The organism is Metallibacterium scheffleri (assembly GCF_002077135.1).
GTDB lineage: Bacteria > Pseudomonadota > Gammaproteobacteria > Xanthomonadales > Rhodanobacteraceae > Metallibacterium > Metallibacterium scheffleri.
Genome location: NZ_LDOS01000001.1, coordinates 863,636 through 883,188 on the forward strand (window position 1 = coordinate 863,636; position 19,553 = coordinate 883,188).

The 19,553-nt window shown below is 65.4% G+C and carries 19 protein-coding genes, 2 tRNA genes, 1 pseudogene and 1 riboswitch; of the genes and pseudogenes, 19 read left to right on the plus strand and 3 right to left on the minus strand.

Annotated elements, in window-relative coordinates; translation table 11 throughout:
• Position 1: 1 nt before the first annotated feature.
• From trpD to Mschef_RS03840, 3 genes are read left to right on the plus strand one after another with little or no spacing between them, the layout of a single operon-like run.
• A complete protein-coding gene (gene trpD / locus Mschef_RS03830; protein WP_081126470.1) occupies positions 2-1,051 on the plus strand; it encodes an anthranilate phosphoribosyltransferase in 1,050 nt (349 codons plus the stop codon).
• Positions 1,048-1,848: an indole-3-glycerol phosphate synthase TrpC gene (gene trpC / locus Mschef_RS03835; RefSeq protein ID WP_081126471.1), complete on the plus strand. Its 801-nt coding sequence runs from the start codon at positions 1,048-1,050 to the stop codon at positions 1,846-1,848. The genes trpD and trpC overlap by 4 nt, the downstream gene beginning before the upstream one ends.
• Complete coding sequence (locus tag Mschef_RS03840; protein WP_081126472.1) at positions 1,845-2,534, plus strand: haloacid dehalogenase-like hydrolase; 690 nt, start codon at positions 1,845-1,847, stop codon at positions 2,532-2,534. The genes trpC and Mschef_RS03840 overlap by 4 nt, the downstream gene beginning before the upstream one ends.
• Before the next feature lie 9 nt (positions 2,535-2,543).
• Here the strand turns inward: Mschef_RS03840 and crp are convergent, their stop codons facing one another.
• On the minus strand, positions 2,544-3,158 hold the full coding sequence (gene crp / locus Mschef_RS03845) for a cAMP-activated global transcriptional regulator CRP (protein WP_081126824.1): 615 nt from the start codon (positions 3,156-3,158) through the stop codon (positions 2,544-2,546).
• 276 nt (positions 3,159-3,434) lie between these two features.
• On the opposite strand from crp, the gene speD reads away from it, so the two are divergent.
• Entirely contained in the window at positions 3,435-4,220 is a 786-nt protein-coding gene (gene speD / locus Mschef_RS03850; RefSeq protein WP_081126473.1) for an adenosylmethionine decarboxylase, read from the plus strand.
• A 19-nt stretch (positions 4,221-4,239) separates the two neighbouring features.
• Here speD and coq7 read toward each other — a convergent pair whose 3' ends face one another.
• On the minus strand, positions 4,240-4,881 hold the full coding sequence (gene coq7 / locus Mschef_RS03855) for a 2-polyprenyl-3-methyl-6-methoxy-1,4-benzoquinone monooxygenase (RefSeq protein ID WP_081126825.1): 642 nt from the start codon (positions 4,879-4,881) through the stop codon (positions 4,240-4,242).
• 231 nt (positions 4,882-5,112) lie between these two features.
• Between coq7 and rplM the strand changes: the two genes are divergently transcribed.
• The 8 genes and pseudogenes from rplM to Mschef_RS03895 all read left to right on the plus strand — a co-directional run bounded on the left by rplM (position 5,113) and on the right by Mschef_RS03895 (position 9,468).
• Positions 5,113-5,541 (plus strand): 50S ribosomal protein L13, encoded by a 429-nt coding sequence (rplM, locus tag Mschef_RS03860; RefSeq protein WP_081126474.1) that lies wholly within the window; start codon positions 5,113-5,115, stop codon positions 5,539-5,541.
• A gap of 8 nt (positions 5,542-5,549) precedes the next feature.
• Positions 5,550-5,945, plus strand: a complete 396-nt coding sequence (gene rpsI, locus Mschef_RS03865) for a 30S ribosomal protein S9 (protein ID WP_081126477.1) — start codon at positions 5,550-5,552, stop codon at positions 5,943-5,945.
• 11 nt (positions 5,946-5,956) lie between these two features.
• A tRNA-Gln gene (locus Mschef_RS03870) sits at positions 5,957-6,030 on the plus strand.
• 457 nt (positions 6,031-6,487) lie between these two features.
• Positions 6,488-7,885, plus strand: a complete 1,398-nt coding sequence (gene ltrA, locus Mschef_RS03875) for a group II intron reverse transcriptase/maturase (protein ID WP_081126478.1) — start codon at positions 6,488-6,490, stop codon at positions 7,883-7,885.
• Positions 7,886-8,114: 229 nt separating this feature from the next.
• Positions 8,115-8,399: a hypothetical protein gene (locus Mschef_RS03880; protein ID WP_081126481.1), complete on the plus strand. Its 285-nt coding sequence runs from the start codon at positions 8,115-8,117 to the stop codon at positions 8,397-8,399.
• Positions 8,400-8,515: 116 nt separating this feature from the next.
• Positions 8,516-8,907 (plus strand): annotated as a pseudogene (locus tag Mschef_RS03885) (transposase); the annotation flags it as partial.
• A 61-nt stretch (positions 8,908-8,968) separates the two neighbouring features.
• On the plus strand, positions 8,969-9,268 hold the full coding sequence (locus Mschef_RS03890) for a hypothetical protein (protein WP_081126826.1): 300 nt from the start codon (positions 8,969-8,971) through the stop codon (positions 9,266-9,268).
• Positions 9,268-9,468 carry a hypothetical protein gene (locus tag Mschef_RS03895; RefSeq protein ID WP_081126483.1) on the plus strand — a complete coding sequence of 67 codons (201 nt, stop codon included), beginning with the start codon at positions 9,268-9,270 and terminating at the stop codon, positions 9,466-9,468. The genes Mschef_RS03890 and Mschef_RS03895 overlap by 1 nt, the downstream gene beginning before the upstream one ends.
• 541 nt (positions 9,469-10,009) lie before the next feature.
• On the opposite strand, the gene Mschef_RS03900 is transcribed toward Mschef_RS03895, so the two are convergent.
• Positions 10,010-10,086: transfer RNA gene (locus tag Mschef_RS03900), tRNA-Arg, on the minus strand.
• 224 nt (positions 10,087-10,310) lie between these two features.
• On the opposite strand from Mschef_RS03900, the gene Mschef_RS03905 reads away from it, so the two are divergent.
• From Mschef_RS03905 to tkt, 7 genes are all read left to right on the plus strand, one after another.
• A complete protein-coding gene (locus Mschef_RS03905) occupies positions 10,311-10,832 on the plus strand; it encodes a c-type cytochrome (protein ID WP_081126827.1) in 522 nt (173 codons plus the stop codon).
• Positions 10,833-10,927: 95 nt separating this feature from the next.
• On the plus strand, positions 10,928-11,620 hold the full coding sequence (locus Mschef_RS03910; protein WP_081126484.1) for an alpha/beta hydrolase: 693 nt from the start codon (positions 10,928-10,930) through the stop codon (positions 11,618-11,620).
• The gene (gene zapE / locus Mschef_RS03915; RefSeq protein ID WP_081126485.1) at positions 11,617-12,741 is read left to right on the plus strand and encodes a cell division protein ZapE; all 1,125 of its coding nucleotides are present in this window, start codon (positions 11,617-11,619) and stop codon (positions 12,739-12,741) included. Before Mschef_RS03910 ends, zapE begins: the two co-directional genes overlap by 4 nt.
• 80 nt (positions 12,742-12,821) lie before the next feature.
• Positions 12,822-13,292 (plus strand): DUF2784 domain-containing protein, encoded by a 471-nt coding sequence (locus Mschef_RS03920; RefSeq protein ID WP_081126486.1) that lies wholly within the window; start codon positions 12,822-12,824, stop codon positions 13,290-13,292.
• A 16-nt stretch (positions 13,293-13,308) separates the two neighbouring features.
• Positions 13,309-13,521, plus strand: a riboswitch (cobalamin riboswitch).
• 220 nt (positions 13,522-13,741) lie between these two features.
• Positions 13,742-16,108 carry a ribonucleoside-diphosphate reductase subunit alpha gene (locus tag Mschef_RS03925; protein WP_242426462.1) on the plus strand — a complete coding sequence of 789 codons (2,367 nt, stop codon included), beginning with the start codon at positions 13,742-13,744 and terminating at the stop codon, positions 16,106-16,108.
• 10 nt (positions 16,109-16,118) lie between these two features.
• Positions 16,119-17,165, plus strand: a complete 1,047-nt coding sequence (locus Mschef_RS03930) for a ribonucleotide-diphosphate reductase subunit beta (protein WP_136256326.1) — start codon at positions 16,119-16,121, stop codon at positions 17,163-17,165.
• Between the two features lie 305 nt (positions 17,166-17,470).
• A complete protein-coding gene (tkt, locus tag Mschef_RS03935; RefSeq protein WP_081126829.1) occupies positions 17,471-19,519 on the plus strand; it encodes a transketolase in 2,049 nt (682 codons plus the stop codon).
• Positions 19,520-19,553 lie beyond the last annotated feature (34 nt).

The following is a 19,553-nucleotide window of genomic DNA, read 5'->3' on the forward strand; positions in this document are numbered from 1 at the left end:
CATGAAATCCGTCACCATCACGCCGCACGAGGCGCTGCAACGCACGATCGAGCACCGCGAGATCTTTCACGACGAGATGATCGACCTGATGCGCCAGATCATGCGCGGCGAGGTGCCGCCGGCGCTGACCGCAGCCATCGTCGTCGGCTTGCGCGTGAAGAAGGAAACCGTGGGCGAGATCACCGGCGCGGCGCGCGTGATGCGCGAGCTGGCGGTACGCGTGCCGACCCCGGCGTATGCGCATTTCATCGACATCGTGGGTACCGGCGGCGATGGCGCGCACAGCTTCAACATCTCCACCGCCAGCATGTTCGTGGCCGCGGCCGCGGGTGCACGCGTGGCCAAGCACGGCAACCGCGGCGTGTCCTCGAAGTCGGGCAGCGCCGATGTGCTCGAGGCACTGGGTGCGCGCATCGACCTGGCGCCGCAGCAGGTCGCGCAATGCCTGGCCGAAACCGGTATCGGTTTCATGTTCGCGCCCAACCATCATCCGGCGATGAAAGCGGTCGCGCCGGTGCGGCGCGAGCTGGGCGTGCGCACCATCTTCAACATCCTCGGCCCGCTGACCAATCCGGCGGCTGCGCCGAACATCCTGATGGGCGTGTTCCATCCCGACCTGGTTGGCATCCAGGTGCGCGTGCTGCAGCAGCTTGGCGTGCAGCGCGCCATGGTGGTGTACGGCAAGGATGGGCTGGACGAGATTTCCCTCGGTGGCGCCACCTTGGTGGGTGAACTGCGCGAGGGCGCGGTGCACGAGTACGAACTGGAGCCGGAAGATTTCGGCTTCAGCATGGCCTCCAGCCGCAACCTGCGCGTGGACGATGCGCAGGCCTCGCGCGGGCTGCTGCTGGCGGCGCTGGAAAACCGCCACGCCATCGCGCGTGACGTGGTGCTGTTGAATGCCGGCGCCGCGCTGTATGTCGCCGGACTTGCCGCGGACCTTGGTGCTGGCATCGCGCGCGCGCGCGCCGCCATCGACAACGGTGACGCACGTGCGCGCGTGGATGATTTCGTGGCCGCCACACAACGGCTCAAAGGCGTGGCGGCATGAACGATGTTCTGCGGCGCATCCTCGCGCGCAAGGTCGAGGAGGTAAATGCGCGCCGCGCCGCGCTGCCACTGGCTGAGCTGGCAGCGCGCGCCCGCGCCGCGCCCGCGCCGCGCGCGTTCGCCGATGCGCTGATCGCGCGTGCGGCTGCGGGCTTGCCCGCGGTCATCGCCGAGATCAAGAAAGCCAGCCCCAGCGCAGGCGTGATCCGCGCCGACTTCGATGTTGCCGCGATCGCGCGCAGCTATGCGGCAGGTGGTGCCACGTGCCTGTCGGTGCTGACCGATGTTGATTTTTTCCAGGGTAGCGATGCGTATCTGCAGCAGGCATGCGCGGCCTGTGCGTTGCCGGTGTTGCGCAAGGATTTCGTCATCGATCCGTGGCAGGTGTACGAGGCGCGCGCACTGGGCGCCGATTGCATCCTGCTGATCGTGGCCGCACTGGGTGACGGCGCACTGCTGGAGCTGAGCCTGTTGGCCAGCGAGCTGGATCTGGATGTGCTGGTCGAGGTGCATGACGGCGCCGAACTGGAGTGCGCGCTGGATTTGCCGGTGCGTCTGATCGGCGTCAACAACCGCGATCTGCGTAGCTTCGAAACGCATTTGGACACCACTCTGCAGCTGCGCACGCGCGTGCCTGCCGAGCGCCTGCTGGTCAGCGAGAGCGGCATTCGCACGGGTGCGGACGTGGCTTTGCTGCGCGCCGCCGGCGTGCAGGCGTTTCTGGTCGGCGAGACCTGCATGCGCGCCGTCGATCCGGGCGCTGAACTGGCGCGCCTGTTCGCGGTCGAGCGCGCATGAGTATTCCGGCTGAGACCGGCGTGGCCGCATCCGCGCCGTGCACCGTGCTGTTTGATTTCGACGGCGTGCTGGTGCGCGGTGACAGCTTCAGCCATTTCCTGTGGAAGCGCTTTCGGCTTCAGCCCTGGCGCGCACTGCTGTTGCTGCCGACGCTGCCGCTGGCGCCCGTGGCGCTCAACCGGCACGGGCGCTGGTGGTTGGTGCGCTGGCTGGTGCGTGTCGCGTTGCTGGGACTGGATCAGGCGCAGTACCGCGTGGTCGTTGAATCACACGCGCGCGTGCAGGCATTGCGGCGCGGTGCGTTTCTGCGCGACGCGGTCAGCAGTTTGCGCCGACACCTGCTGCGTGGTGATCGCGTGGTCATCGTCACCGGCTGCGAGGAGCATCTGGCGCGCGCGCTGCTCGATGCGGTCGGGCTGGATGACATTGAACTGGTCGCCTCGCAATTGCGTCCGGGCGTGCTTGGCATGAGATCCGACGTGCACAACGTCGGCGCCGAGAAGGTTCGGCAACTCGCCCGCCACGGCATCGCGCCGCCGTGGGCCTGCGCGTATAGCGATGCGGGTGTCGATCTGCCGATACTTGCCGCGGCCGAGGCCGCCGTGCTGGTGAATCCCGACGCAGCGCTGCGCATGCGCATGCAGGCGCGCCTGGGTGATCGTTATGCCGAAGTCGACTGGGGTTGATGCCAGCGCTCAGCGCGTACCCAGCACCACCACGGTCTTGCCGGAGACGTGGATCATGCCGCGCTCTTCGAGTTGCTTGAGCACGCGCCCGGCCATCTCCCGCGAGCAGCCGACGATGCGCGACAGTTCCTGTCGCGAGATGCGGATCTGGGTGCCATCGGGATGGGTCAGCGCGTCCGGTTCCAGGCACAGGTCCAGCAGCGTGCGACTGATGCGGTGGGATACATCCATGAAAGCCAGGCGACTGGCCTGACGCGACGCGCGCAGCAGGCGTGAGCTGAGTTGCGTGCCGATCAGGAACAGCAGCTTCGGGCATTCCTCGTGCAGACTGGTGGCGAACAGCTGGAACAGGCGCTCGTAGCTGATCTCTGCCAATTCGCAATTGGCGCGGGTACGCACGGTGGTTTCGCGCTGGGTGGGCTGGAAAAACAAACCGGTCTCGCCGATGAACTCGCCGCGATTGATGTAAGCCACGATCAACTCGCGTCCTTCATCGTCTTCGGTAAGCACGGTGACCGAACCCTCAACCACGTAAAACAGTGTGGTAGGGGCATCGCCCGGGCGGATGATCGCGGTCTTTGGCGGATAGCGCCGCAGATGGCACTGCGCCAGGAAACGTTCCATCGATTCAGGATCGGGTGCCAGCGCGGCCGGCGCCTGACTGCGGCGAAAATTTTCCTGCAACAGGTATTTAAGGCTCACGCGACCTCCCTGACTGGGCGCACGGCTGCGCATCACAGAACCGCATTCTGACAGCAAAGAAATGCAACCGGCATCTATTCAAGTCCTGCCAGCCAAGGCGATACTATAAGGCTGACCGAGCGCTGCGGCCGATGTGGCGCGGCATGCTCGCTGCTGCGTTGCGCGGCACATGCAGAACATTTCATCGAGGAAATCGCCGTGGTCATACCGCTGCCGCGTCTGCGCCTGCAAGGTTTCAACAATCTGACCAAGTCGCTGAGCTTCAACATCTACGACATCTGCTACGCGGTGTCCGAGGAACAGCGCCAGCGCTACATCGAGTACATCGATGAGCAGTACGACGCCGACCGCCTGACCCAGATTCTCAGCGACGTTGCCGAGATCATTGGCGCCAACATCCTCAATGTCGCGCGCCAGGATTACGACCCGCAGGGTGCCTCGGTGACCATGCTGATCTCCGAGTATCCGGTGGTCGAGAAGCTGGGTCGCGACGTGATCTCCGGCGCCGTGGTCGCGCACATGGACAAGAGCCACATCACCGTGCACACCTATCCGGAAACGCATCCGCACAATGGTATCGCGACCTTTCGCGCGGATATCGATGTTTCCACCTGTGGTGTGATCTCGCCGCTGAAGGCGCTCAATTTCCTGATCGACAGCTTCGAGTCGGATATTGTCACCACGGACTATCGCGTGCGTGGTTTCACCCGCGACGTGAGGGGCAAGAAGCACTTCATCGACCACAAGATCAACTCGATCCAGGACTATCTCGCCAAGCACATTCAGCAGAAGTACGAGATGTTCGATGTCAACGTGTACCAGGAAAATATTTTTCACACCAAGATGCACATCAAGGACTTCGATCTCGATACCTATCTGTTCGAGGCCAACGCATCGGATCTTTCCTTCAAGGACCGGCAGCGCATCGAAGTGCTGCTCAAGCGCGAGATCGAGGAGCTGTTCCACGGCCGCAATCTGATGTGAGCAGCGCAGGCAGCGCGGCTCAGATGCGGTAAGCCACGGCCTTCATCAAAGTCGCGCTGAGGCGCATAACACGGGGTACTGGCCACGGCAGGGGTGTGCCGCCGCCGGCACTGGCCTGCCGGGCGTGACGCGCTTCATCCTGTTTCATCTGCTCGAGGATGGCGCGCGAAGCGTCGTCCGTGGCCGGCAGACGTTCCAGGTGAGACTGCAGATGCGCCTCGACCTGACGCTCGGTTTCGGCGACAAAACCCAGGCTGGGACCATCGCCTGCGCACGCGGCCAGCGCGCCCAGCACATAACTGCCGGCGTACCACAGCGGGTTGAACAGGCTCGGCCGGCTGTGCAATTCGCGCAAACGTGCGCCGCACCAGGCGAGGTGATCGGCTTCTTCATCGGCTGCGTGCAGCAGGTGCGCGCGCGTTGTCGCGTTGCGCGCCAGCGCGGCCTGGCCCAGATATAGCGCTTGTGCGCATACCTCGCCGGTGTGATTGATGCGCATCAGCCCGGCGACATCGCGGCGCTCGGGTTCGCTCATGGGGGCCGGCTCCAGCCCGGCGGCCGGGCTGGAGCGTCGTGCAGCAGCGCTGGCGCCCAGGGTATCCAGCGCGTTGTTCAATACGATCAGCGCGCGATCCAGCGAGGTGTAGTGCGGTTCGAGCATGGCGTGGGTCTTGAAGTCTCGGTTGAGTTCGGGCAACAAAGCCGCCTCAACCCGGCATGATAAGCCCATGCGCATCATCCAGGCCTGCGTCGGCAAGAGCCGCCCTGCTTGACTGTGCTACCTTAGGCGGTTGGAGCCAGCCGTTGGCTTCGGCTTGCGCCGAAGCCGTGCGCGCAGCTAGACTTCCGCTTCTTATTTCGTCGATACCTGTGCCTCACGGGATGGTTTTTCATGAAGACTTTCAGCGCCAAAGCCGAGAGCGTGCAGCGCGACTGGTTTGTGGTTGACGCCACCAACAAGACCCTCGGCCGCCTCTGTTCCGAAATTGCCTCGCGTCTGCGTGGCAAGCACAAACCTGTTTTCACGCCGCACGTCGACACCGGCGATTACATCGTGGTGGTCAACGCCGAGAAGATTGCCGTCACCGGCAACAAGCTCGAGGACAAGAACTATCACCGCTTTACCGGCTATGTCGGCAATCTCAAGACCACGCCGCTCAAGGACTTGCTGGCCAAGCATCCCGAGCGCGTGATCGAGATCGGCGTCAAGGGCATGCTGCCCAAGAATCCGCTGGGCCGCGCGATGTATCGCAAGCTCAAGGTATACAGCGGCGCCGAGCACCCGCATGCCGCCCAGCAGCCGCAACCGCTGAACTTCTGAGGACACCCATGGCCACCCTGCAACAGAACTACGGCACCGGCCGTCGCAAGAGCTCAGCAGCCCGCGTGTTCCTGCGCAAGGGCAGCGGCGCAATCACCGTCAATGGCAAGTCGCTGGATACGTTCTTCGGGCGCGAGACCTCGCGCATGATCGTGCGTCAGCCGCTGGAACTGACCCAGATGACCGAGAAATTCGACATCATGGTCACGGTAGAGGGCGGTGGCATCACCGGTCAGGCAGGTGCGATTCGCCTGGGCATTTCGCGTGCACTGGTCGAGTACGACGAAACCCTGAAGACGCCGCTGCGCAAGGCCGGGTTCATGACCCGTGACGCGCGCGAAGTCGAGCGCAAGAAGGTTGGTCTGCACAAGGCGCGTCGCGCCACGCAGTTCTCCAAGCGCTGATTTCCCGCTTTTGGGAGATCGTCCAACGGTAGGACAACGGACTCTGACTCCGTTTATCTAGGTTCGAATCCTAGTCTCCCAGCCAGACTTCAAGGCCCCGCCTCCGCGGGGCTTCTCTTTTGTGCGCCCGGCAGGGCGCACCTGCTTGGAGGTGAAAGTCCTCTACTCACCCGGCAAGGGGAAGAGTTAGCCAGAGGCAAGGGCGAATCGGGTGACTGGTCGTCTGAAGGAAGCCCGAGGCAAAGCGCTGGCCTGACGAACAGGAAGCGGATACGAGGCGACACGTTGGGGTGAGGCAGCAAAAGGGGTCAAAGCCCGGTACTTGCACAGACGACGTGGCGTATATCCGACAGGCATAAGCGGGAAGGCAGGTGCGTCATACCCGGGGAGATCTCGCCTCATGCCTGAAAGGGCGACGCTGGAAGGCGGAGCGAGAAGTCAGCAGAGGCCATCCCCCAAGGGGACTTCCTGCGGGGCGTAGTAGGTGCGTTATGACCGAAGGGCCGAACATGAGAGACCGCGATTAGGACGACTGAACCTCGATGATCGACGACGAAGCAGAAGCCCGGGAAGCCGGGGCCAAGGGCCAAGAGGCGGGACAGTATCCCGTGGGTAGGCCGTGTGGTGCCGAGTCGATCACGGCGGCAGCCGGGCAAACGAAAGCGGAGGTGTCACGGCTGATGGAGGCCGTGATCGAACGCAGCAACGTGTGGTCGGCGTATCAGAAGGTGGTTCGTAACGGTGGCGCACCGGGGGTCGATGGCCTGACGGTGGGATCGTTCAAGGACTGGCTGAAGAGACACTGGCCCTGCGTGAGAGCAGCCTTGCTGGACGGCAGTTACCTGCCGTCGGAGGTGCGCGCGGTGGACATTCCCAAGCCCTCGGGCGGGGTGCGGACACTGGGCATCCCGACGGTGCTGGATCGGCTGATCCAGCAGGCGCTGCTGCAAGTCCTTCAACCGATCGTCGAGCCGACGTTCTCCGCATCGAGCTACGGTTTCAGGCCGGGGCGCAGTGCCCATCAAGCTCTGCGTGCGGCCAAGCACTATGTGCAGGAGGGCCGTGCGTGGGTGGTGGATATGGACTTGGAGAAGTTCTTCGACCGGGTGAACCACGACATCCTGATGTCGCGGGTCGCCCGGCACGTCGACGACGAGCGGGTGCTCAAGCTGATCCGCCGTTATCTGGAAGCGGGCTTGATGCGTGACGGGGTGGAAACAGCACGTGACCAAGGCACGCCGCAAGGCGGGCCGTTGTCGCCGTTGCTGTCCAACATCCTGCTCACGGATTGGGATTGCGAACTGGGAAAGCGCGGACACGCGTTCTGTCGTTATGCGGATGATTGCAACATCTATGTCCGAAGCGAAGCGGCAGGGCAGCGCGTGATGGCCGCCATGAAGGTGTTCCTGGACGAACGCCTGAAGTTGCAGGTCAATGAAGCCAAGAGCGCATGCGCCACGCCATGGAAACGCAAGTTTCTGGGCTACACCCTGACGAACGCCGGTGGTCATATCAGGCTCAAGGTCGCGCCGCACAGCGTGGCCCGCCTGACCGACCGCGTGCGTGAACTGCTGCGTCAGGGGCGCGGACGTAGCCTGACCCACACCATCGAGACACTGAACCCGGTGCTTCGTGGATGGATCGGCTATTTCCAGCTCAGCGAGAGCAAGACGGTGTGGAAGGACCTCGACGGATGGCTGCGGCGTCGGCTGCGCTGCCTGCTATGGCGGCAAGCCAAGACGCGTCCGCGGCGTACCGCGCTGCTGCGCAAACGAGGGCTGCCGGAGGCGCGGGCTTGGCACTCGGGACACAACGGGCACGGCCCATGGTGGAACAGTGGTGCCAGTCACATGAATCAGGCGTTTCCGAAAGCCTTCTTCGACCGGCTGAAGTTGGTCTCAATGATCGAAACCAGCCGGTATCTTCAGCGTCACTCATGAACCGCCGTATGCGGAACCGCACGTACGGTGGTGTGGGAGGGGACCGGAGGATTCCGGCTCCCTACCCGATGGGATCAGGTCATTCGCCAGCATGTACTCGTCAGCGGGCGACTTGATGCCCACCGCGGCAGCTGTTGCTGTTGCCTTGCAGCCATGACCAACACCTGCCCATGCAGGTCGGAGTCCCGTGCGACAATCGCGCAGAATCTTGCTTGAAACGTGATTTGCCATGGCCGCCAACACTGATGCATTCCGCCGCTTTCAGGAGGAGCTCGCGGCGCTTGATCGCGCAGCCCAGCAGCATCCAGCCCCCAATTCCCAGGAGGCTGAAATGTCACGTGCGAAGTCGGAGTTCCTACTGCTGCGCAAGCGCTACAACCTGTCGGTCGCGGACGTCATCGCCTTCTTTCCGCAGGAAGATGGAATCGAATATCTGCGCCAGATCATTGCCGAATCCGAGCATGGCGCGCGCCGCGCCGGGAAGCGGCAGGCGTCATCGAAGACGAAGACTTAGAACGTATCCGTAAATAGGTGAACTCCTGTTCCGAGCCGCAGGCTGCGCGGCACCGGAGCAACTGGCGAGTTGGGCCCCGGGTCGTAACGGATGCGTTCTGGCAGCAGGTTGAGCCGCTGGTTCCGCAGCGGGTGATGTCGCCGGACAAGGTGTATCAGCGCAGACTTGGCGCTGGGCGGCCACTGAAGCCGCCGCTCAGATGTTCGAAGCCACCGTGTACGCGCTACGCGCGGGTTGTCAGTGGAAAGCCCTGCCCAAGGAGCGATTTGGAAGCGCCAACGTCGTGCGCAAGCGCTACCTGGAATGGGAGCAAGCAGGGTTCTTCGAGGCGCTGTGGGAAGCAGATCGGGCCGAATACGACGAGATGCAGGGTATCGCGTGGCGATGCCAGCGCGTGGATGGCGCGATGAAGAAGGCGCCGCTGGCTCAGGAATCGGTCGGTCCGAACCCGACGGATCGGGGGGTGAATGGGAGCAAACGCCACCTGTGGGTAGACGGCCGTGGCGTTCGATTTGTGCCATGGCCAGGATGTACATACCATGGACATGCCAAGCCAAATGAGGTTGACCGTGAACGCCGCCATCGAACGCATCGTGGTGCAGGCCACCACACAAGAAAAACGCGCCATAGTCGCCAAGGCCAAGAAGCTCGACATGACCGTCTCGGAGCTGATGCGCAGCGGTGCGCATGCGTACCTGCCGGCCGACGCCGACCTCGTCGCCCTGGCCGGGGCGGCTCAGGCTTCCGCCCGGCGCTCCATGGCCGCGATGGATGAGGCATTTGCGCGCATTGCTGCGAGCAACGCGCGCATCGAGGCGATGGAAGCGGCCGCCAAGGCACCGGCATCCCGTCGCAGTCACACGCCGTAATGGGCGGCGCACAGACGATCTGGAGTGCGCTCACCACGATCATCCAGATGGAGGGGCGGGTGACGCAGCAGGCGCAGTTACTGACCGCGCAACAAGCCAGGATCGAGACCCTCACCGAGCGCGTCATTCGCCTCGAAGCGCAGATGGAGATGCTGCTGATCGGCGCCGGCGCCAAGTCGCCGAGCAAGCGACTGAGGTGACTGTTGCCGCGCGTTTGAAACAATCGCGCCGTGACCTCGATGTCCTGACCCGCCTTGCTCCACCCGCAGCACTTTCGCCGACCCTGACGGGATCCGTTCGCGGAGCGCACCCACATTCGAGGGTCACCCGCCAACAAGCGAGGATCAGTCCCGGCATCGAAGCAGCATCGCGCTCCTGGTTGCGCTGGGTATTCGCATCCCAGAACTCGGGTCAGATTCTAGGTGTGCGCAGGAAAGTGGAAGCCTATGAGCAAGCTCTGGCCATCGATGTGCCGTGTCACAGTGACCATTACTCAAATTTGCGTCGGGCAACCATCGACTGTCCCAGCGCTGTCCCAAAAGTGTCCCAGCCCACCCCTTGGCCTGAAAATCTGTCACATGGCCATAGGTCAACCGGGCCTGAAAGAAGTCCAAACAAAAGAGCAACAGCGGCAGGCGGCAGGCGGCAGGACTCTCGATTGTTGCGGGGTCTAGATCTCAGCCCCTTTAAAGTCAAAGCAGGCCGGCTGACCGGCCGAAGCCCGCTTTGACCAATGTCATGTGGCGCGCCCGGAGGGATTCGAACCCCCGACCACTGCCTTCGGAGGGCAGTACTCTATCCAGCTGAGCTACGGGCGCGCGAGTGCGGATTTTGACATGGATCGCGCAGGTCGTGGCGTGCCGTTGCATGCCGTGTACATCGGGTGCGGACGCGTGGTCCGGGAGCCGCACGTATGGCGCCGGTGGGTGAAAACCGCCACTGGCTTGAGCGAGCACGGAGCTTGGCTATACTTCACCGATTGGCTGCCCCGGCAGGCAGGCTCCCTTCAGGATTGAGCAGAGGTATACCCGTGAGCGGACCGATCAGCCCATCCGACAAGCGTTTTCTGCGGCAGTTTTCGACCGTCCTCACCATTCTCCTGCTGGTAGCGCTCGGCCTGATTGCGCTGGCTGCATACATCTACGATCGCATGCCGCAGCCTACCGATCCGGCGTTGCAGCAACAGGTGGATGCGCGCATCGCGCCGGTCGGCGCCGTGTATGCCGGCGCCGCCGGGGCGGCGGCGATGCAGGCGGCGCAGGCCGCGGCGAACAAGGCTGCGGCGTCCCAGGTGGCTTATGGCGGCACGCTCGACGGCCATGTCATCTTCAACCATCTGTGCACGACCTGTCATACCGCCGGCGTAGCGGGTGCGCCGGTCATCGGCAACAAGGCGATGTGGGGTCCGCGCATCGCGCAGGGCATCCACGTCCTGGTGCAGCACGCGATTCACGGTTACCACGGCCCGGATGGCAATTTCATGCCGCCCAAGGGCGGCAATCCTGCATTGACCGATGCCCAGATCGAAGCCACGGTGAAGTGGATGGTGGCGCAGGTCAAATAAGCCATCTGCCGCACCCGACGCTGCATGCCGTACCACGCCGCGGCGCATGCACGACCCATCACGTGCCAAGTCGTCCCGCCGTCGAGACATGCCTCATGAACGCACCTCCTCTCGCAGCACTGCCGGCGCATTTCCCTGATGTCGCAGGCCGCCATGCGCTGGCCGGACCGGCCGGCAGAATCGAGGTGGCCGTGGATCGGCCTGAAGCCGAACTGGCGCGGCGCGGCACGGCGATCATCTGTCATCCGCACCCGCTGCAGGGCGGCAGCATGAGCAACAAGGTGGTGACCATGCTGGCGCGCACGCTGCGCGAATCCGGCTTGGCCACGGTGCGTTTCAACTTTCGCGGCGTCGGTGAATCGGAAGGCGGTTACGACGAAGGCCAGGGAGAAGGCGCCGATCTGGTCGCCGTGGCCGACTGGGTGCGCCAGGCGCAACCGGGCGATGCATTGTGGCTGGCGGGCTTCTCGTTCGGCAGCTACATCAGCATCGCGCACGCCCGCCAGCTCGATGCCGCAGCGTTGATCAGCGTGGCGCCGCCGGTCGGACACTGGCCTTTCGATGCGCTGGCGCTGCCGGGCTGCCCGTGGCTGGTGGTGCAGGGCGAGGATGACGAGGTGGTCGAGCCGCAAGCCGTATTCGATTTTGTCGAGCAGCTGGAAAGCAAACCAGTGCTGATCCGCATGCCGGAAACCGGACATTTCTTTCACCGTCGCCTGATGGACTTGCGCGGTGCGGTGCGCCACGCGATTCGCGGCTGGCTGCCGCCGTTGCGCGAGGTGGCGTGAGCGCAGCGCCGAATCTCGTGCTGCCCAGCGCGGGTTACGCCGCGGGCGTCGCCACTGGGCACTGGCAGGATGACTCCGCGCAGCGCGCCGTGCTGCTGGCTTTCGATCGCCTGCATGCGGAGTTGAGCCTGCAGTTCGCGACGCCGCCGGGTTTGCTGCAGCGCCTGGGCCAGCATTGGCGCGTCGGGTCGGCGCCGGCGCCGCTGCGCGGTCTGTATTTGTGGGGGCGCGTCGGGCGCGGCAAGACCTTTCTGATGGATCTGTTCTACGAAGGTTTGCCCGCGGGCAAGGCCGAGCGCTGGCATTTCCACCGCTTCATGGGCATGGTGCACGACGAATTGACGCGTCTGCAGGGCATGCCCGATCCACTGCTGCACATCGGCGCGCGCATCGGTTTGCGCATCCGCGTGCTGTGCCTGGACGAGTTTCAGGTCAGCGACATCGGTGACGCCATGATTCTGGCTGAACTGCTGCGCGGCCTCTTTGCCGCGGGCGTGACCCTGGTGACCACGTCCAACGCGCCGCCCGCCGCGTTGTATCGCGAGGGTTTGCAGCGCGCGCGCTTCGTGCCGGCGATTGAACTTCTGCAGCAGCATTGCGTGGTCGTGGAACTGGCCAGCGCACAGGACTGGCGTTTGCGCGCGCTCAAGCAGGCGCCGGCCTGGTTGACGCCGCTGAACGCGCGCAGCGAGCAGCATCTCGAGCAGGTCTTCCAGCGCCTGGCGCACGGTGCGCAAGCCGAGTGCGGCGGCTGGATCGAGGTGCAGGGGCGCAAAATCGAATGCAAGCGCCGCGCCGCGCAGGTGATCTGGTTCGATTTCGAGGCGCTGTGCGGCGAGCAACGCGCGGTGGCCGATTACATCGAGATCGGCCGCGCACATGATGCGGTGCTGGTCTCGGCGGTGCCGCAATTCAATGTCGATCACGAGGATCCGGCCTTGCGCTTCGTGCAGTTGGTCGACGAGTTCTACGATCGTCAGGTCAAGCTGGTGTGCAGTGCCGCCGTGCCGATCATCGAGCTGTACGAAGGCGAGCGCCTGCGCGCCGAATTCGCGCGCACCGAGAGCCGCCTGATCGAGATGCAGAGCGAGGACTACCTGGCGCGCGAGCACAACCCCTGAAACGGCGCCGCGCCGAGCGCGCCTGAACCGGTATCCGCGCGGCTGCGCGGTGCCGTGCCGGGGCGCGTAGGCTTGCGTGCATGGCCTTCTTGCACCTTGCGTCGGCATTGATCACCAGCATCCCCCCGCGGCTCGATGCTGGCCTCGCCGCGGGGGTGCTCGGGCTGCACATCCTGATCATTGCGTTCAACATCGCCGGTCTGGTTATGGTGCCGCTGGGCATCTGGCGCGGCTGGCGCTGGGTGCGCGAACCGCTGTGGCGCAGCTTGCACCTGCTGGCGCTGGCCGTTGTGGCGCTGCAGGCGGTGCTTGGGCGCGCGTGTTTCCTGACGGTGTGGCAGGACGATCTGCAACACGCCGCGGCGCATACACCACTGATCCAGAAGTGGGTCGACTCGCTGATCTACTGGCCGCTGCCCATGGCGTTTTTCACTATGGTGTATGTGCTGGTGTTCGTGTACGTAGCGCTGCTGTGGTGGTGCTGGCCGCCGCGACGGGACTGGCGGAATCTTGGCAGTGCCGCGGGCAAGAAACCCAAGATGTTGGGTTGACCGCGTCACTCAAGCACACTATCTTGCGGTTGTCGGTGTCTGCGCTCTCGTCAGGAGCGCAGCTCAAAAGGGAATCCGGTGCGACTCCGGAGCTGCCCCGCAGCGGTCAGCGGAAACGAACCCCGCCACCAGGCACTGGGATGCGCATCCCGGGAAGCGGCGGGCAGTAGGCGACGGCGCTGCCGTCACGTCCGCGAGCCCGAAGACCTGCCGACACATCGGGCCACGGGCCCGGTGCGTGTCGCAGGCTATGCGATGCCCACCGGGGATGCTCGCGGTGCCGGTGCGGGTGGCCGCCTCCGCGGGGAGGACGGTCGCAGACGCGGCGCGCAAGCGTCCGCTGCGATCGTGCTCCGTTGTTCCACCCACGGCCCTGCGCGCGGGCGCAGGTCATGCCCATTTTGCCGTCGGGGAATCCCATGCAATTGCAGGACACGCAAACCGCCGCCATGCAGACGGCCGCTCAGACATTTTCACTCACGCCGCCGCACGCGCCGGCGGGCATGCGCGTGACCAAGCGCAACGGCACCCACGAGGCTGTAGACCTCGGCAAGATCGTGCGCGCGGTAACCCGCGCGGCGCAGGGCCTGCACGCGGTCGAGCCGCTGCAGGTGGCGCTGAAGACCATCGGCGGCTTGTACGACGGCGCGACCACGCGCGAGCTGGACGAACTGTCGATCCGCACGGCCGCCGCGCTCACCGCCGAGGAGCCTGAATACGGCCAGCTTGCCGCACGCCTGCTGGCGCAGGTAATCGAGAAAGAGGTGCGCGGGCAGGACATCCAGTCGTTCTCGCAGGCCATCACGCGCGGCGCGCAGTTGGGCCTGATCAACACGCGGTTGAGCGGCTTCAGCACAGCCAACGCGCGCAAGCTGGACGACGCCATCGACGTGGCCGCCAGCGCGCGCTTCGAGTATTTCGGCCTGCGCACGCTGTACGACCGTTACCTGCTGCGTCATCCGGAAACGCGCCAGGTGCTGGAGACGCCGCAGTACTTTTTCATGCGCATCGCCTGCGCTCTGGGTGGCGGCGACATGGCCGAGTCGCTGCAGTTGTATCGCGCGCTGGCTGATCTCGATTACCTGCCCAGCTCGCCCACCCTGTTCAACGCCGGCACCACGCACGAGCAGATGTCCTCGTGCTACCTGCTGGACTCGCCCGAGGATTCGCTGGAAGGCATCTACGCGCGTTACAGCGACGTCGCCCGGCTGAGCAAGTTCGCCGGCGGCATCGGCCTCGGCTACAGCCGCGTGCGCGCGCAGGGATCCTTGATCCGCGGCACCAACGGCAAGTCCAACGGCATCGTGCCGTGGCTGAAGACGCTGGATGCCTCGGTGGCCGCGGTCAATCAGGGCGGGCGCCGCAAGGGCGCGTGCTGCGTGTACCTGGAGCCGTGGCACGCCGACATCGAGGACTTCCTCGAGCTGCGCGACAACACCGGCGACGAGGCGCGGCGCACGCACAACCTCAACCTCGCCAACTGGATCCCGGACTTGTTCATGCAGCGCGTCGAACAGGACGCCGCGTGGTCGCTGTTCGATCCGCAGCAGGTACCGCAACTGGTGGATCTGTGGGGCGAGGCGTTCACCCGCGCCTACGAGGAAGCCGAGGCGCGTGGCCTGGCCAAGCGCACCCTGCCGGCGCGCGCGCTGTACGCGCGCATGCTGAAGACCTTGGCCGAGACCGGCAACGGCTGGTTCACCTTCAAGGACCGCAGCAACGCCACCTGCAACCAGACCGCCGTGAGCGGCAACGTGGTGCATCTGTCCAACCTGTGCACCGAAATCCTCGAAGTGAATACCGAGGCCGAAACCGCGGTGTGCAACCTGGCCTCGATCAACCTCGCCCGGCATCTGGGCGAGGATGGTTTCGATTTCGACAAGTTGGCCGTGACCGTGCGTTTGGCGGTGCGTCAGCTCGACCGCGTGATCGATCTCAACTACTACCCGATCCCCGGCACCCAGCGCAGCAATGCGCGCTGGCGTCCGGTGGGCCTGGGCGTGATGGGTCTGCAGGACGTTTTTTTCAGGCTGCGCCTGCCGTTCGACAGTGCCGCGGCGCTGGCGCTGTCCATGCGCATCAGCGCGGAGATCTATTTCCATGCGCTGGACACGTCGTGCGACCTGGCTGCGCAGCTTGGCGCGCACGCGGCCTTCGCCGACACCCGGGCCGCACGCGGCGAGCTGCAGTTCGACTACTGGCCCGAGGCGCAGCCGCACGACCCCGCGCGCTGGGACGCGTTGCGCGCGCGTATCCGCGCGCACGGTCTGCGCAACAGCCTGCTCGTCGCCATCGCACCCACCGCCACCATCGCCTCGATCGCCGGCTGCTACGAATGCATCGAGCCGCAGGTGAGCAACCTGTTCAAGCGCGAGACGCTGTCCGGCGATTTCCTGGTTATCAACCGCTACCTGGTGGATGAGCTCAAGCAGCTTGGCCAGTGGACGCCGGCGATGCGCGAAGCGATCAAGCGCGCCGAGGGTTCGATCCAGGCCATCGGCGAGATCCCCGAGCCGCTGCGGCAGGTCTACCGCACGGTGTGGGAGCTGCCGCAGAAGGCGCTGATCGAGCTGGCCGCCGCGCGTGGCGCTTACGTCGACCAAAGCCAGTCGCTCAACCTGTTCATGGCCACGCCCAACCTCGGGCAGATGTCGTCGATGTACATGTACGCGTGGAAACGCGGCCTCAAAACCACCTACTACCTGCGTTCGCGCCCGGCCACGCGCATCGCGCAGACCACGGTGAGCAGCAACGCGCCGAGCCAGGCCGTGGCCTGTTCGCTGGAAAACCCGGAGCACTGCGATGCCTGCCAATGAGTCCGTCCCGATGACAACGTCGCCGATCACGTCCGTGCCGGCCACCGCCGCCGCGCCGCGCCTGCTCGATCCCGGCTTCGCGCTGACCCTGCGGCCGCTGCGCTATCCGGCGTTCTACGAGATGTACCGCGCCGCGATCCGCAACACCTGGAGCGTCGAGGAAGTCGATTTTTCCAGCGACGTGACCGACCTGCGCCAGCGCATGAGCCCGGCCGAGCGCCACCTGGTCGAGCGTCTGGTGGCGTTCTTCGCCACCGGCGACTCGATCGTTTCCAACAACCTCGTGCTGAATCTGTACACGCACATCAACGCCCCCGAGGCGCGCATGTACCTCTCGCGCCAGCTCTACGAGGAAGCGCTGCACGTGCAGTTCTACCTGACCCTGCTGGACACCTATCTGCCCGATGCGCCGGCGCGCCAGGCCGCCTTTGCCGCGGTCGAGAACATTCCCTCGATCGCGCACAAGGCCGCGTTCTGCTTTCGCTGGATGGATTCGGTGCAGGGCCTGCGGCGCCTGGATACGCAGGCCCAGCGGCGCCAGTTCCTGCTCAACGTGATCTGCTTCGCCACCTGCATCGAGGGCCTGTTTTTTTTCGCCGCTTTCGCCTACGTGTACTTCCTGCGCGCGCGCGGCCTGCTGCATGGCCTGGCCGGCGGCACCAACTGGGTGTTCCGCGACGAGTCCTGCCACATGGCCTTCGCCTTCGAGGTGATCGCCACGGTGCGCGGCGAGCAGCCCGAGCTGTTCGATGCCACACTCGAAGCGGATGTGCGCACCATGCTGGCCGAGGCCATCGACTGCGAAGCGCAGTTCGCCGCCGATGTGCTGTCCGGCGGCGTGGCGGGTCTGGCGCCGGCGCAGATGCGCGAGTACCTGCAGTATGTGGCCGACCAGCGCCTGCGCCAGCTGGGCTATGCGGCGCAATACGGCACCGCCAATCCGTTCGCCTTCATGGACCTGCAGGACGTGCAGGAGCTGACCAATTTCTTCGAGCGCCGCGTATCCTCGTATCAGGTCGGCGTCAGTGGCGAAGTGGTCTTCGATGCCGCCTTCTGAGGCGACCCGCGCCGGGATGGTTTGGCGCATCTCGCCAACGTCCCCGGCACGCGGTTCGGCGGCCACGCGTTAGCGTGGATGGACAACGCCGCGGCATTGCCGCCGTGTGTCGGACAGAGCCTCGGATCGAGCGCGGGTGATGGACACGCCCGCAACACGCGAGCCTGAACGAGCCGGTCACGCGCTTGCAACTATCGCGTGCGCAGAGTGTCAAAAATAATTCTGCGACTGTCGATTGATCCTGCGATTGATCCTGATTGCCTCGTTCCGAGCGCAGCATCCGGTCGCGCGTGATGGAGTACGCCATGTCCGATGTCATCGATCAACTGTGCATCAACACCCTGCGTTTCCTGGCACTCGATGCCGTGCAAAAGGCCGACAGCGGCCATCCCGGCATGCCGCTGGGCGCCGCACCGATGGCTTACGTGCTGTGGACACGCTGGCTCAAGCACAACCCTGCCGATCCGCACTGGTTCGACCGTGACCGCTTCGTGCTCTCGGCAGGCCATGGCTCGGCGCTGCTGTACGGCCTGCTGCATCTGAGCGGCTACGCACTCGGTCTCGAGGATCTCAAGCAGTTCCGGCAATGGGGCAGCAGGACGCCAGGCCATCCCGAACGCGGCCACACGCCCGGTGTCGAGGTAACCACCGGACCGCTCGGCCAGGGCATCGCCAACGCTGTCGGCATGGCCATCGCCGAGGCGCATCTGGCGGCCTGCTACAACCGCGACGGACACACGCCGATCGATCACCACACCTATGCCCTCGTCGGTGACGGCGACCTGATGGAAGGCGTCTCCGCCGAGGCCGCGTCGCTGGCCGGACACCTGCGCCTGGGCAAGCTCATCTGCCTGTACGACGACAACCACGTGACGCTTGCAGCGGGCACCGCCATCAGCTTCAGCGAGGATCGCCTGGCGCGCTTCGCGGCCTATGGCTGGCATGTGCAGCAGGTCGCGGACGGCAACGACCTCGCCGCCATCGACGCCGCGCTGCAGGCGGCGCATGCGGATACCGCGCGGCCCTCGCTGATCGCGGTGCGCACGCATATTGGCTACGGCTCGCCCGAGCAGGACAGCTTCAAGGCGCATGGCGCGCCGCTGAGCGAGGACGATGTGCGCCGCACCAAGCAGGCGCTGGGCTGGCCGCTGCAGCCGACGTTCGAGATTCCCGATGTCGCGCTGCAGACCTGGCGCCAGGCGCTGACCCGCGGTCGCGAGTCACAGGTGGCGTGGGACCGTGATTTCGCGGCTTACCTCGCCGCGCAGCCGCAGCTGGGCGCCGAGCTCCAGCGCCGCATCGCCGGCACGCTGCCGGCGGGCTGGGATGACGCGCTGCCGCAGTTCGCGGCGGACGCGCGCGGCATCGCCACGCGTGTCGCCTCGGGCAAGGTGCTCAACGCGCTGGCGGCGAAATTGCCCGAGTTGTTCGGTGGTTCCGCCGATCTGGATCCATCGACCAAGACCGCGCTGCTGGGCATGGGCGATTTCAACCCGCCCGCCGATCCCGGCACCGACCTGCAAGGCTCGGACAAGGCCGGCTGGAGCCACGCCGGGCGCAATCTGCACTTTGGCGTGCGCGAGCATGCCATGGGCGCCATCGCCAACGGCATGGCCGCGCATGGCGCGATGCTGCCGTTCACCGCGACCTTCCTGATCTTCTCCGATTACATGCGTCCGCCGCTGCGCCTGGCCGCGTTGATGCGCTTGCACGCGCTGTTCGTGTTCACCCATGACAGCCTCGCGGTGGGTGAGGACGGGCCCACGCACGAGCCGGTGGAACAACTGGCCAACCTGCGCGCGGTGCCGGGCCTGGTCGTGATCCGCCCCGGCGATGCCAACGAAAGCGCCGAGGCCTGGCGCACCGCCGTGGCGCTGCGCGATCAGCCGGTGGCGCTGGTGTTCACACGCCAGGATCTGCCGGTGCTCGATCGCACGCGCTACGCGAGTGCAGCCGGCCTGCGCCAGGGCGCCTACGTGCTGCGCGAGGCCACCGCCGGCGCGCCGCAGTTGATCCTCATCGCCAGCGGCTCCGAGGTGCACCTGATCGTCGCCGCCGCCGAGCGCCTCGAAGCACAAGGCATCGCCACGCGCTGCGTGTCCATGCCCAGCTGGGAGTTGTTCGAGGCGCAGCCGCAAGCCGTGCGCGCGGCGGTGCTGCCGCCTGGCGTGCGCGCGCGGCTGGCCGTGGAAATGGGCGTCGCGCAGGGCTGGTCGCGCTACGTCGGCGACGCCGGCGCGGTGCTCGCGGTGGATCGCTACGGCGCCTCGGCGCCGGCGGCGCGGCTGCTGCAGGAATACGGCTTCACCGTCGACCACGTGTGCCAGCGCGCGCTGGCCCTGCTCGGTCGCTGAACGCCACGCGGTCCATTCGATTCGATCATCCAGG

What these genes read in the sequence shown, in the direction of transcription:
- Mschef_RS03840 (WP_081126472.1), top strand. Translation starts at nt 1,845, where the DNA reads ATGAGTATTCCGGCTGAGACCGGCGTGGCCGCATCCGCGCCGTGCACC.
- Mschef_RS03925 (WP_242426462.1), top strand. Translation starts at nt 13,742, where the DNA reads ATGCAGACGGCCGCTCAGACATTTTCACTCACGCCGCCGCACGCGCCG.
- Mschef_RS03895 (WP_081126483.1), top strand. Translation starts at nt 9,268, where the DNA reads ATGGGCGGCGCACAGACGATCTGGAGTGCGCTCACCACGATCATCCAG.
- Mschef_RS03920 (WP_081126486.1), top strand. Translation starts at nt 12,822, where the DNA reads ATGGCCTTCTTGCACCTTGCGTCGGCATTGATCACCAGCATCCCCCCG.
- Mschef_RS03910 (WP_081126484.1), top strand. Translation starts at nt 10,928, where the DNA reads ATGAACGCACCTCCTCTCGCAGCACTGCCGGCGCATTTCCCTGATGTC.
- tkt (WP_081126829.1), top strand. Translation starts at nt 17,471, where the DNA reads ATGTCCGATGTCATCGATCAACTGTGCATCAACACCCTGCGTTTCCTG.
- ltrA (WP_081126478.1), top strand. Translation starts at nt 6,488, where the DNA reads ATGATCGACGACGAAGCAGAAGCCCGGGAAGCCGGGGCCAAGGGCCAA.
- crp (WP_081126824.1), bottom strand. Translation starts at nt 3,158, where the DNA reads ATGGAACGTTTCCTGGCGCAGTGCCATCTGCGGCGCTATCCGCCAAAG.
- rplM (WP_081126474.1), top strand. Translation starts at nt 5,113, where the DNA reads ATGAAGACTTTCAGCGCCAAAGCCGAGAGCGTGCAGCGCGACTGGTTT.
- Mschef_RS03930 (WP_136256326.1), top strand. Translation starts at nt 16,119, where the DNA reads ATGACAACGTCGCCGATCACGTCCGTGCCGGCCACCGCCGCCGCGCCG.
- trpC (WP_081126471.1), top strand. Translation starts at nt 1,048, where the DNA reads ATGAACGATGTTCTGCGGCGCATCCTCGCGCGCAAGGTCGAGGAGGTA.
- rpsI (WP_081126477.1), top strand. Translation starts at nt 5,550, where the DNA reads ATGGCCACCCTGCAACAGAACTACGGCACCGGCCGTCGCAAGAGCTCA.
- trpD (WP_081126470.1), top strand. Translation starts at nt 2, where the DNA reads ATGAAATCCGTCACCATCACGCCGCACGAGGCGCTGCAACGCACGATC.
- Mschef_RS03880 (WP_081126481.1), top strand. Translation starts at nt 8,115, where the DNA reads ATGGCCGCCAACACTGATGCATTCCGCCGCTTTCAGGAGGAGCTCGCG.
- coq7 (WP_081126825.1), bottom strand. Translation starts at nt 4,881, where the DNA reads ATGCTCGAACCGCACTACACCTCGCTGGATCGCGCGCTGATCGTATTG.